Source organism: Natrarchaeobius chitinivorans (genome assembly GCF_003841505.1).
Lineage (GTDB): Archaea > Halobacteriota > Halobacteria > Halobacteriales > Natrialbaceae > Natrarchaeobius > Natrarchaeobius chitinivorans.
The window spans coordinates 127354-140031 of the sequence record NZ_REGA01000007.1 but is presented as its reverse complement, the minus strand read 5'-3'; the positions used below and the strand labels follow the sequence as shown (position 1 = coordinate 140031).

At 61.1% G+C, this 12678-nt stretch carries 8 protein-coding genes; 4 read left to right on the top strand and 4 right to left on the bottom strand.

Features of this window, described 5'->3' with window-relative positions; translation table 11 throughout:
• Nucleotides 1–10: 10 nt before the first annotated feature.
• Nucleotides 11–880 (bottom strand): FAD binding domain-containing protein, encoded by an 870-nt coding sequence (locus EA473_RS10240; protein ID WP_165875254.1) that lies wholly within the window; start codon nt 878–880, stop codon nt 11–13.
• 470 nt (nt 881–1350) lie between these two features.
• Between EA473_RS10240 and EA473_RS10235 the strand changes: the two genes are divergently transcribed.
• Together EA473_RS10235 and EA473_RS10230 are read left to right on the top strand one after the other, a co-directional pair.
• Entirely contained in the window at nt 1351–2451 is a 1101-nt protein-coding gene (locus EA473_RS10235; RefSeq protein ID WP_165875253.1) for a BMP family ABC transporter substrate-binding protein, read from the top strand.
• 251 nt (nt 2452–2702) lie between these two features.
• Nucleotides 2703–4130 carry an amidohydrolase family protein gene (locus tag EA473_RS10230; RefSeq protein WP_124195563.1) on the top strand — a complete coding sequence of 476 codons (1428 nt, stop codon included), beginning with the start codon at nt 2703–2705 and terminating at the stop codon, nt 4128–4130.
• Between the two features lie 188 nt (nt 4131–4318).
• Here EA473_RS10230 and glyA read toward each other — a convergent pair whose 3' ends face one another.
• The 3 genes from glyA to EA473_RS10215 form a co-directional block, all read right to left on the bottom strand.
• Entirely contained in the window at nt 4319–5572 is a 1254-nt protein-coding gene (gene glyA / locus EA473_RS10225) for a serine hydroxymethyltransferase (protein WP_124195562.1), read from the bottom strand.
• A 424-nt stretch (nt 5573–5996) separates the two neighbouring features.
• Nucleotides 5997–8183 carry a hydantoinase B/oxoprolinase family protein gene (locus EA473_RS10220; RefSeq protein WP_124195561.1) on the bottom strand — a complete coding sequence of 729 codons (2187 nt, stop codon included), beginning with the start codon at nt 8181–8183 and terminating at the stop codon, nt 5997–5999.
• Nucleotides 8176–10287, bottom strand: coding sequence for a hydantoinase/oxoprolinase family protein (locus EA473_RS10215; RefSeq protein ID WP_124195560.1), 2112 nt, complete (start codon nt 10285–10287; stop codon nt 8176–8178). The genes EA473_RS10220 and EA473_RS10215 overlap by 8 nt, the downstream gene beginning before the upstream one ends.
• A 291-nt stretch (nt 10288–10578) precedes the next feature.
• Here EA473_RS10215 and EA473_RS10210 point away from each other — a divergent pair, with 291 nt between their 5' ends.
• Both EA473_RS10210 and EA473_RS10205 read left to right on the top strand, forming a co-directional pair.
• Nucleotides 10579–11661 (top strand): ABC transporter permease, encoded by a 1083-nt coding sequence (locus EA473_RS10210; RefSeq protein ID WP_165875252.1) that lies wholly within the window; start codon nt 10579–10581, stop codon nt 11659–11661.
• 1 nt (nt 11662) lies between these two features.
• Complete coding sequence (locus EA473_RS10205) at nt 11663–12643, top strand: ABC transporter permease (protein ID WP_124195558.1); 981 nt, start codon at nt 11663–11665, stop codon at nt 12641–12643.
• The last annotated feature ends 35 nt before the right edge of the window (nt 12644–12678 follow it).

Sequence of the window (12678 nt, the reverse complement as noted above, 5' to 3'; positions counted from 1 at the left end):
CGTTTAGTGTTCATCGTTCGTTCTCCGCGCGATCGAGCGCCGTCTGGAGTGCATCTTTCGCGAGTTTTTTGCTGATATTCGTCTTGAACGCGGCGGATCCCTCGAAGTCGTCGACCGGCATCGTATCCTCGCCGAGTTGCTCCGCCGCTTCGGTCAGTACGTCGTCGGTCGGCTCTCGATCCTCGAGGACCTCGGCGGCGTCGTCCATCGGCGTCGGACCCGCCTCGAGTGCGCCCGTCACGAGCGTCGCGTTTTCGATCCGCCCGTCGTCGGCCAGCGAGAGATACGCTCCGACCGTCGCAACCGGGTACGCACCCTCTGTGGGTTCGTACTTCTCGAATCCGGCTCCCTCTCCTGCGGAGAGGACGGGGAACCGAACTTCGGTCACGAGTTCGTCTTTCGACAGGTCGGTCTCGTAGAAGCCGTGATAGAACGAACTCCCGGAGAGCGTTCGCTTTTCGTCGGCGTTGCGTGCCACGATCGTCGCGTCGAGGAGGGTGGCGACGACCGGCGGATCTCCGGAGGGATCAGCGTGTGCGACGGCCCCGCAGAACGTTCCGCGGTTTCTGACCTGAACGTCGCCGATCTCCGCTGCAACGTCCGCCAGAATCGGGCAGTGTTCCTCGACGACGCTCGAGGAAGCGACGTCGACGTGTCTGCTCAGACACCCGATCCGGATCTCCCCGTCCGTCTCGCGAACGTACTCCAGATCCGGCAGGCCGTTTATGTCGATGACCTTATCGTAGGACCCGACTCGCTGTCGCAACATCGGCAGAAGCGACTGTCCACCCGACAGGATCGCTGCGTCTTCGCCGTGGTCCCGTAACAGGGTACACGCCTCTTCGACCGTCTCGGGGTTTGCATATTTTAGTCCTTGCACATCGGTTTCCCATTGTGGTGCAACCGGTATTAACATTTCCACGTCCGGCGAGCAAACTCGTGTGACCTGATCCCATCTGAACGCTCGAGATAGGTTCGTCTCTCCCGGTTTCCTGCTCCCGACTGGACCGTCGAATCGGTCGACTACCTCCTCGGAGCTATCCCTGCCCGTCGGCGGGCTCGCAAGGGCGCTTTCACAGGCTGGCTGGCTACGGACCCCGTCCGAACTGTCCCGGTGGGAACAGTGTAGTTTGGACTGATATAGGGGGTCCCGGTAGACGGTTGAACGTACAGATCCCGAGTTTTCGTCCCATCTGCGGCGTCGACTGTAACACAGCTAGGAAATCGATAAAAAAGTTTAAGTAATACGTGCTCGAGTGTGTTATCAGGTGACGTGACATGCATACACGAAGATCAGTACTCAAATCAGGTGCAGTGGGTGCGGTGGGAATGGCTGGCCTGGCTGGTTGTATGGGCGATGATAATGGAAACGGCAACGGGAACGGCAACGGAAACGGTAACGGGAACGGGAACGGGGACGACGACGTAGTCCGTGTGGCGTACGTTCACAACGAACCGCTCGCCGACATCGGCTGGGTGAACACCCACGAAGAAACCCGGCAAGAACTCGAGGACGAGTTCGGCGATCAGATAGAAACCACCGTCGTCGAAGACATCGCTGCGGGCGAGGCCAGAGAGACGTTCGACGACCTCGCCGCACAGGGATACGACATAATCGAGGCAGCCACGTTCGACTACGGGACTCCCGCGACGGCAACTATCGAAGAACACGACGACGTCTTCATCGAAACCCCCCGACTCGCGCCCGTCGAGGGGTACGAACAACACCCACAGAAAGGGTATTATCTCGGCAAACTCGAGGACCCCTGTTACGTCCTCGGGCGCGCGGCCGGGATGTTAACCGAGACGAACACGATCGGGATCGTCCAGTCGTTCAACATCCCGAGTACGATGACCGAACTGAACGCCATCATACAGGGTGCGAGATCCGTCAATCCGGACGTCGAGATGGAAGTTCGAACGGTCAACACGTGGTTCGACCCGCCCCTGGAGATCGACGCTGCCGAGGCGCTCGTCGCAGAGGGTGCAGACGTCCTCGGATATCGAGTCAGTTCGCCAAACGCACTCGAAGTCGCACAGGACGAAGACATCTGGGGCTTCGGGTACGCCGACGACTTCAAAGGAACGGACATCGACTACGATCGGTACGTGTCGAGTCGGGTCTGGAACTGGACCCCGTTCCACAGGCTGGCGGTCGAGCACGCTCTCGAAGGTACGCTCTTCGACGACACCGACCGGTTCGGACTGGACGAAATTCACGGAAACTACTGGGGCTTCGAGGAAGGCGGCGTCGAACTGGGCGAAATCGGGGACAACGTGCCGGACGACGTCGCCGACGACATGCTCGAGACGGTCGAAGCGATCGAAACCGGGGAGATCACCGACGAGGACATCTTCGAGGGGACGCAGTACGAAGACTGGGGGGCGTACGAACGCGTCTCGGCTACCGACGAGTACGTCGCAGGCATCGACGTCGAAGAAGAAGACTAATCCCGCCGGCGTTTCGCTCGGGATCTTTTTTGAACGCTACGATCCAGTTGCCACGCAGAACGTACCAGTCCTGTCGGTGCTGTTGGACGGAACTGTTAGATGGCCGATCCCCCTCCTCCGTCGCCTCGAGGGCGTGACGTTCGCAGTTGCGTTCAGACTCGTCACGAACGGCCGATGAGGGACGTTCGAATACGGGCGACAGACACGGCTGACACAACGTTTATAGGCGTATGCGCGGAACCTCTCTGTGAATGGAACGCATACTTATCGAGAACGGTATCGTCGTCACCCAGAACGACGACCGTGAGATCATTCACGACGGCGCGGTCGCCATAGAGGACGATACGATAGCAGCAGTCGGCCCGACCGACGAGGTCGCCGGTGCAGTCGACGCCGATCGGGTCGTCGACGCGTCGGATCACCTCGTCATTCCAGGGCTCATCAACGCCCACACCCACGTCACGGACATCCTCCTCCGGGGAAGTTGTGGCACGGATCGGGGTCTCTACGACTGGCTGTACAACGTCAAACAACCAGGGACGTCGGTCATGACTCCAGACGACCACGAAACCGCCGCGGCCCTGTACTGCTGGGAGGCGATTCGGTCCGGCATCACGACCTTCGTCGAGAACGACGCCGAAATGCGCTACGGCGCGACCGAGATGCTCGAGTCGAAGTTCCGGGCGTTCGAACGCTCCGGCATTCGGAGCATCTACGCTCGCGGCGTCCGGGACCTCCCCCCCGACGAGGGGTTCGAAGCGCTCATCGAGACGATCACTGCGAAGGAACCGACCGTCGACCACCCCGACCAACACGAGTACACGGCGGAGACCGACGAGTGGGTCGCCGAGGTAGAATCGCTCATCGACGACTATCACGGAAGCGCCGACGGTCGTCACGAAGTCTGGATCGCACCGGTCGTCATCGAGGCGATGACGACCGAGGGACTCCAGGAGTCCTACCGGCTCGCGGAGGAACACGACGTGATGACGACGATACACACCGCCGAGGCTCCCGAGCAGGAGGCCGGAGCGATCTCGAGCATCGAGAAGCTCTCAAACATCGGCTGTCTCGGTGAACACGCGCTGCTGGGCCACTGCGTTCAGGTGACCGATCGAGACCTCCGACTTCTGGCCAAGACAGATACGCGAGTCGCTCACAACGTCGGCTCGAACATGGCACTCGGAAACGGATTCGCACCGATTCCGTCGATGCGCGATCGGGGCGTCACCGTCGGCGTCGGCACCGACAACTCCATCCTCAGCGATCAAGTCAACATGCTCGGTGACCTCCGGCTGGCTGCGCTCGCACACAAGGGCCACCACCGTGATCCCGGCGTCCTCCCTGCCCAGGAAGTGTTCGACATGGCAACGATCGAAGCCGCCCGGTCGATCCGAAAGGAGGACACGCTCGGCTCGCTCGAGGTCGGCAAGCGCGCCGACGTCGCGCTTCTGGACGTGGACCACCCACAGTTTACGCCGCTCCCGGACGTGATCCGAGCGCTCGTCTACCAGGCCAGGGGGACAGAGTTCGACACCGTCATCTGTGACGGCAGTTTCGTCATGGAAGACGGCGAGGTGAGTTTGACCGAGGAGTATCCCGACCTCCGACAGCAAGCGATCGACGCAGCCTCGAGAATCGTCGAGGAGTCGGGACTCGCGGAAAGCGATCACAGCTGATACTGCCGGCTGTAACTGTGTCACGACTCTCGCCACACCGGTGCGGCGAGAATTTTGAACGACTTACAGCCGGTAGTATGAGCCTCCGTATAACGCGAGAATACTGTCGAGATAATCGGCATCGCGTGTCCGTGAAAATTCGCCACGTTTCGCCGGTACCCGTGACTCGAGGACACCCTGTTCGGCCGTTACCGATCGTAAATCGGGTGTTCGTCGGCGAGTCGGTCCACTTCGGCGTCGATTTCGTCGGCGAGCGTCTCGTCGTCGGGGTTGTCCAGCCGATCCACCATGAGATGTGCGATCTCTTCGATCGTCGATTCGTCGATCCCGCGGGTCGTAAGTGCGGGCGTTCCAACGCGGATTCCGCTGGTAACGAACGGGGACCGTTCTTCGCCGGGGACGGTGTTTTTGTTGACGGTGATACCGACGTCGTCGAGCAGCCCTTCGGCGTCAGTCCCGGTAAGGTCGGGGTGTGATTCGCTGAAATCCACCAGAACGAGGTGCTTGTCGGTCCCGTCGCTGACCAGCGAGAGTCCGCGGTCGATAAACACGTCTGCGAGCGCTTTGGCGTTTGCGACCGTTCGTTCGGCGTACTCCGTGAATTCGGGTTGCAGGGCTTCGCCGAAACCGACGGCCTTGCCGGCGACGTTGTGCATCAGCGGTCCCCCCTGTGCGCCGGGGAAGATCGCGCTGTCGATATCCTCGGCGTACTCCTCGCCGGTCAGTATCATCCCGCCGCGACCGGCCCGGATGCTCTTGTGGGTCGACCCGGTCACGAAATCGGCGACGTCGACGGGATTCGCGTGGACGCCCGCAGCGACCAGCCCCGTGACGTGGGCGATGTCGGCCAGATGGTACGCATCGACGTCGTCGGCGATTTCTCCGATTCGGTCGAAGTCGAACTCTCGAGGATACGCCGACGATCCGCTCACGATGAGCGCCGGTTCGAAGTCGTTCGCCATCGACTCGAGTTCGTCGTAATCCACGTAGCCCGTCTCGGGGTCGACGCCGTACTGCTCGACCTCGTACAGTTGGCCGGAGAAGTTCACGTGGTGGCCGTGGCTGAGGTGGCCGCCGTGGGTGAGATCGAGCGACAGTATCCTGTCGCCGGGCTCGAGGATCGCGAAGTAGACGCCCATGTTTGCCTGCGTTCCCGAGTGGGGCTGGACGTTCGCGTGGTCGGCCCCGAACAGTTCCGTTGCACGGTCTCTGGCGAGCGTTTCGATCGTATCGACGTGTTCGCACCCGCCGTAGTACCGTGAACCGGGGTACCCCTCTGCGTACTTGTTCGTCAGCACGCTTCCTTGCGCTTCGATAACCGCCTCCGAGAGGTGGTTCTCGGATGCGATCATGTTCAGGTTCGACTCCTGGCGCGTCCGCTCGGCCGTTATCGCGTCGGCGACGTCCGGATCGGTTTCAGCTAGACTATCGCTACTAGGCACGACGAGAACGTCACGTGCCAGTTCTATAGGTGTTACTATGGTCTCACTACAGATCACTGCATTCCTGGTCGTCCCACTGCACACCTGGGCGTCTGGAGCCTGGTCGTCCCACTGCACACCTGGGGGTACGGGGTCTGTGTAACTCGTTTCGGCCGTTTCTGTCCGACACTGCCCAATCGCAGGGGGGTCTGTATCTCCGCAGTCTCATCCCGGAGCCGCTGATTCTCGTCGCCTGTGTCCCCCTATCGGGGGAACTGTCACCATTGAATACTATAATTACGACGGTACTAGTGTAAATATAAACCTCGTGATCTATATGCGTGTATTATATTTGATAACCTCTCGAGTGAGATCGCAGTGGGGGACTGATTACCGTGAACGATCCGGTCGAACGAAAGCGAGACGGCGAGTCGAGAAGGAAGCGCTACGGTGAGAGCCGCGAAATCAGGTGGTGATCGTCGCGTTCGGACACCTCGGTGTCGTGCAGGGTGCCACAGTCGGGACAGAGGAACTCACGCAGGCAGTAATCCTCCGGTCCCTCGGTGTGGACACCGGTCCGGGCGACTGGACTTTCGAGGACGGCGGCCCCCTCTTTCCAGTCTTCGTCGGCTCGAGCGAGAAGCGTTCCACAGTCGCCACAGGACGCATACGGCGTCCCGTCGTCACCGGTGACGACTCGCAGGTCCGCACTCAGGTAGTTGTCAGTCGGCGTCGTTTCGACGTCTTCGATCGTCTCCGACGGGGAATCCGCTTTCTCGAGTCGCTCCTCGCGGCTGCTGTTGCGGTTGTCCTCGACGATCTCGCCGCTGTCGACGTCGACGTCGAGGCCGTACACCGTCGATGCGGTCTCCTGGTCGATCACTCCGTCGGCGACGTCGCTGCCGACGTCGTCCGGATCGCGTTTGAGCGGGTCGCCGTAGCCGCCACTTCCCGCGAACCGGAGGTAGAACACGTCGTCTTCCTCGAGCGGGGTAACGCCCCACTGCATCCCCCTCGACTCTGGCATCTCGTCTCGTTCAGGTGGGAACGACTCGTCGCTGTCTCTTCCCCAGAGTTCCGCGTCCTCGTGGAGCGCGTATTCGATGTTGCTGCCGGGATACCCACCGAAGACGCCGGTCGAATGCGGGAGGTCGACTCCGCGTCCCATCGTTACGACGTCGATGTGTTCGAAGTCGGCGCTGGGGACCGGCGTCACGGCGTATTCGTGTCCGACGCCGCCGCGGTACTCGCCGGGGCCGCCCGAGTCCGAGACGTACTGGCGGTTCAAGTAACAAAGCGGGAGCACCGCCTCGTGTCGTTCGACGTTCCCCCACCGGGCGACGATGTTGACCACCTCGCCACCGAGATCGACGCCGTCGTCGAACGCTCGTGCCCCGCCGGAACCCGCGAACGTGTCCGTCAGCGCTTCGACGTGGGTTCCCTCTTCGCGACCGATCTCGATCGAGACGTGGGCGTGTGCGCCGTGCCAGACGCCGGTTGCCCGGTCGGCGTAGGAGTCGTGGGAGCCGAGCAGTTTCGAGACGGCCAGCGTCGATAGCGAGTTACACATCTGTAACGTTCCGACGGTGGCGATCGAGATCGGTGCCGGCCGTTCGGCGTTGACGATCGTCCCGCTCGGCGCGTCGACGTCGACGACTTTGATGATGCCGTCGTTCCAGGTCATGTCGTGACACATGAGCGGGAACAGCGGAGCCATCACCCCGCCGACCGTCGCGATGTACGTACAGTTCATGCCGTACTTGCTCTCGCCGCTGGTTCCCTCGAAGTCGAACGTCAGCGAGTCACCCTCCTTCTCGAGGGCGAGTTGCACGGTGTACATCTCGTCTTCCGCCTGCGAGTCGAGATACTGCCGTTCCTCCCAGCGTCCGTCGGGCAACTCGAGCAAGCGCTTTCTGAACTTCTTTTCGGACTGGTCGATCAGCTCTCGACCGACCCGCTCGACGGTGTCGGCGCTGTACTCCTCCATAAGTTCGGTGAGACGGTCTTTCGCGACGTTGTTCGCCGCAATCTCCGAACGGAGGTCCAGTTCGACCATCCCCGGGTCCCGGCTCATGTTGAGGATCGTATCGAGGACGTCCTGGCGCATCTCGCCGCCCTCGATGAGCTTCATTCCGGGCGTCTGGAACCCTTCGTGGTAGACGGACGTCGAGTTGGGCGAGAATCCGCCCGGATCGATCGCACCGATGTCGGCGACGTGGACGAAACTCGCGGAGAACGCCTGCAGTTCGCCGTCGAAGAAGATCGGGCTGATGATGTAGACGTCCGGCGGGTGCAACGCCGCGGTGTACGGGTCGTTCAGGATGAACACGTCACCCTCCTGAATGTCGCCTTCGAACCGGTCGATGATCTTCTTCGTCGCTTCGGAGGCACCCAGATAGTGATGGAGGAACCCGACCCCGCCGGTCAGTAACGCACCGTCTCGCGTGTACAGCGCGACCATCAGGTCGTGACCCTCGTTCGTGTTCGGCGCACCCGAGACGCGTTTGAGCGCCTCGACAGCCTCGTCGGTCACCTGCTCGAGGCGGTGCTTGATGATCTGGAACGTTATGGGGTCGATTCCCTCGACCGAGAGGTCGATGTCTGTTTCGGGGGTTTCTGTCGTATCACTCATAGTCGATTGCGTCGATTTCGATTCGGATGTTGCGATAGCGGTCCATTCGCGCCACGTCACCGGGGTTGAGGACGATCGTCGTCACCGGGGTCAGGATGACGCCCGGTTCGGTAATCTCGTCACCGGGAGAGAGCGCCTCGAAGTCGTAGAGGTTGGCTTCGATCCGGCCATCCGTCTCGTGGAACTGCATCTCTTCGGTCCCGATTTTGGCGTCTGCGACGTTCGAGTCGGTACGCGATTGTTCTTCTAGCTCCGGGGTCGTCAGCGGGCCGACGCCACGGACTCGGAACTCGGTCATCTCGATGCCACCCTCCTTGAACGCCGACCCTTCGCCGTAGCGCTGTTCGTACAGCGTCTCGAAGCGATCGATCGTCTCTTCCAGATCCGACTGGCTCAACTCGCCGGTGGTTTCGACGGGCGTGAGCAGTTCGTGGACCTGGCGCTGGTAGCGCATGCTGATCGAGCGCTCGAGTTTCGTTTCCGACTCGTCGAAGCCTTCCTCGGCGAGTTTGCCCCGTGCGTCCTCCTCGAGGGGGGCGAAAATCTCGTTTATCTCCTCGCTTTCGAACGGCGGCTTGACCTGCCGAGTGTCGATGTGTTCGTGGGTGACGTCCGTCGAGAGCAACCCGAGTGCGCTGTTGACCGACGCCGTGTACGGAACGAGCACCTCGGGAATGTTCAGCTGCCGCGAGTACGAAGCGGCGTGCATTCCGGCGGCACCGCCGATGGAAACGAGCGTGAACGTGCGCGGGTCGATACCCTTCTCGACGGTCACTTCGCGCAGTAGGTCCGCGATGATCGAGTTCGTGAGTTTGTAGATGTCCGCCGCGGCTTCGTCGACGCTTTTCCCCAGCGGGTCGGCGATCTGTTCTTCGAACACGTCGTACGCACGGTCGGGATTCATCTCCTTTTCGCCGCCGAGGAAGTACTCCGGCGAGAAGTAGCCCTGGATGAGGTCGACGTCGGTCACGGTCGGTTTGTTTCCTCCGCGGCCGTAGCAGACGGGACCGGGATCGGATCCGGCGCTTTCGGGCCCGACCTGTGGAACGTTCGTCCCCTCCTCGAGCGAGATGACGCTGCCGCCGGCGACGGCGATCGAGTGGATGTCACGCTTGGGGAACTGGTAGTGGTGGCGACCCACCATCGGTTCGTCGGCGTACTCGATGCGGTTGTCGTTGATGACGCCGACTTTGAACGTGGTTCCACCCATGTCAGTCGAGATGATGTCGGTGACGTCGTGCTGGGAGGCGACGAATTTGCTTCCCAGCAACCCGCCCACGGGGCCGGACTCCATGAGTCCGACCGGGCGCTCGACCGCGTCCTCGCGGCTGACGAGCCCGCCGTGAGAGAACATCAACAGGAGCAGTCCGTCGAAGCCGTATTCCGTCAACGTCGTTCGCAGGTTCGTCAGGTACTGCTGGGTCGCCGGACCGAGATACGCGTTCAACACCGTCGTCGATATCCGCTCGTACTCGCCCATCGTCGGCGACACCTCGTGGGAGACGGAGACGTACAGGTCCGGGTAGCGCTCCTCGATGAGTTCTTTGATCCGCTGTTCGTGGGCCGGTTGGGTAAACGACCAGAGCAAACAGCCGGCGATCGATTCGACGCCGTCCTCGACCAGCGTGTCGATCGCGTCGATGACTTCCTCCTCGTCGAGGTCTTTCAGCACTTCGTCCCGGTAGGTTCGTTCCGACAGCCCTTTGATTCGCTTTCGGGGAATAACGGGCTCGGGTTTGTCGGAGTTGATAATGTCTTTGACCTGTTCGAACGGGAGTCCCGACCACCGGCCGTAACCCCCGCGGGTCGCGTGGAGCGTCTCCTCGAAGCCAGCTGTCGTCAACAGCCCGGTGTCTGCCCCCTCTCGTTCGAACAACGCGTTTTCGCCGACGGACGTCGCGTGCAAAAACAGGTCGGTGTTACCGAGTAGTCCCTCGAGGTCGACGTCCATCTCTTCGGTCGCGTCGGTAAGCGAGTCGAAGATGCCGCCCGAGAAGTCCGGATACGTCGTCAGGTCTTTGCCGATGTGGACGGCACCGTCGTCGGTCATCACGGTCGAGTCGGTACAAGTTCCGCCGATGTCAGTTCCTATTCTGAAACCCATCTGATCACCTCTAACGTTCGCCCTAACCAACAGAACGCAGTTAAATCTATGGGTGAGGACTCGCAGTACGCCGGTCCGAAAGAATTTCTTGACTGTTATGAAGTCGTGATCGATTCACGATCCGCCTCGACCGAATCACCTCTACCTGTCTCTCCAACTGGACGTTTGGACTGGTTTCATCCCGACTCAGTCCGGCAATGAACGAAGATTTAAGTATGCGAATTGTGTACGCCTTTCACATTGATGAATGTCAGATTAGATCTGACCCCGAGACAGAACGTACCACGGTGGATGACGGTACTGATCCCGGTCAGTACCGTTCTCCTTGCGCTTCTCGTTTCGTCGGTCGCACTCATCGCTGTGGGAGTCAACCCGATCGTAGCGTACCTGGAAATATTCCTCAACCCGTTTTTCGAGGCCGCACACATGCGTCGGGTCCTCAACCGGGGTGCACCGCTGATCCTCGCGGGGCTCGCGGTCTACATCCCGCTTCGTAGTGGCCTCTACAACATCGGTGCAGAGGGACAACTGATCCTGGGCGGCATCGTGACGATCTGGATCGGCGTCAACCTTCCAGATTACCTGGGAATCTCGACGAACGCGCTTTCCCTGGTCGTCATCATGTTCTTCGTCTCGATCGTCGTCGGGGCAGCCTGGATCTTCGTCCCGTACTACCTCTACACCGAGTACGAGGTAAACGAGATTTTGACGACGTTGATGCTGGTGTTCACGGCCGAACAACTGAGCAATTACCTGACTGCAGGTCCGATGTCGACGGAAGTCGGAGCGTTCCCGCGGACGGATACGATTCAGGCGACGTTGCCGACGTTCCCCGGAAGTCGACTCAACATCGGGATCGTGATCGCGGTGATCATGGTCGTCGCCACGTGGTTCCTGATCAACAAGACGCGACTCGGATACGAGATCATCCTGTCGGGATCGAACGAGGAGGTCGCACGACAGACCGGTATCAGCGCCGCCAAGATCACGTTCGTCGTGTTCATGCTGGCGGGTGCGTTCGCCGGCCTGGCCGGTTTCATCGACATGGCCGGTAACCAGCAAACGATGACCATCGACTGGTTCCCCGAGTACGGGTGGACCGCGATTCCGATCGCGTTGCTCGGTCGACGGGGCGCGTTCCAGACGATGCTGGCCGCACTCCTGTTTAGCGTCCTGATCACCGGTGGCATCGTCATCGAAGCGCGGTTCGGTGTCCCCTCGGCGATCGCACAGATCATCGAGGCACTCGTGATCCTGTTTCTGATCACCGGGGAGTTCGTCAGAACGTACAAATTCGACATCGTCATCGGAGAGAGATCCATGCGAGGGATAGTATACGGTATGGCTGGATTCGGCGGATCGGGGGGTAACTAACATGGTGCCTGGAATCGGTGTTTCCGAGGCGTTTCTCGCGGGGCTATTGGGAGCGACCCTCACCGCGGCGACGCCCTTGATACTCGCAGGCCTCGGAGAACTCGTCGCGGAACGAAGCGGCGTGTTGAACCTCGGGGTCGAAGGGATCATGCTGATGAGCGCACTGCTCTCGCTCGTCGTCACCGTCTGGACCGGCAGCGTGGCCGCCGGATTCGTCGCGGGAGCGCTCGTCGGGGCGCTGGCCGGCTGGCTCCACGCCTTCCTCTGTATCTCGCTGAAGGCGGATCAGGTCATCAGCGGCCTGATGATCACGTTCATCGGCATTGCACTGACCGTGTTTTTCGGAAGCGGATGGGTCGGTCGAAGCGTCGACGGTCTCCCGACGGTCTACTTCCCGGTCATCGGCGAACCGCTCTCGAACATCCCCATTATCGGATCGGCGATCTTCTACGCGACGCCGACTGACTTTCTGGCACTGTTGCTCGTTCCGATATTCTGGTACGGCATCTTCCACACGAACGTCGGCCTCGAACTCATCGCGGTCGGCGAGAGCGCAGGAACGGCGGACACGCTCGGCGTTCCGGTCTTCCGGGTGCGGTACCTGGCGACGATACTCGGCGGAACGATGGCCGGTCTCGCGGGGGCACACCTCCTCCTGGCCTGGATCAACCAGTGGTCGCCGATGATGACCGCGGGAATGGGATGGATCGCGATCGCGCTCTGTATCGTCGGTCGATGGCGTCCGTTCTACGTCCTCGGTGTCGCGATGGTCTTCGGCTTCTTCAAAGCGATGCAGATCCGGATCCAGGGCTTCGACGTCGGTGGCGGTACGGTCGGTGCCGTCCTGTCCGACCCCGCGTTCTTCGCGATGTATCCGTATCTCGCGACGGTCGTCGTCCTCTGGTGGGCGGCGGCCCGCGAGTCCGAAGGATCGCTGGGAATGCCAAGCGAGATGGTCGTTCCCTATAAACGCGAGGAGTGATCCACCTCGTCCCGTAACGGATTGTGGATTTCGAA

What these genes read in the sequence shown, in the direction of transcription:
- EA473_RS10235 (WP_165875253.1), top strand. Translation starts at nt 1,351, where the DNA reads ATGGGCGATGATAATGGAAACGGCAACGGGAACGGCAACGGAAACGGT.
- EA473_RS10230 (WP_124195563.1), top strand. Translation starts at nt 2,703, where the DNA reads ATGGAACGCATACTTATCGAGAACGGTATCGTCGTCACCCAGAACGAC.
- EA473_RS10220 (WP_124195561.1), bottom strand. Translation starts at nt 8,183, where the DNA reads ATGAGTGATACGACAGAAACCCCCGAAACAGACATCGACCTCTCGGTC.
- EA473_RS10215 (WP_124195560.1), bottom strand. Translation starts at nt 10,287, where the DNA reads ATGGGTTTCAGAATAGGAACTGACATCGGCGGAACTTGTACCGACTCG.
- EA473_RS10210 (WP_165875252.1), top strand. Translation starts at nt 10,579, where the DNA reads ATGACGGTACTGATCCCGGTCAGTACCGTTCTCCTTGCGCTTCTCGTT.
- EA473_RS10205 (WP_124195558.1), top strand. Translation starts at nt 11,663, where the DNA reads ATGGTGCCTGGAATCGGTGTTTCCGAGGCGTTTCTCGCGGGGCTATTG.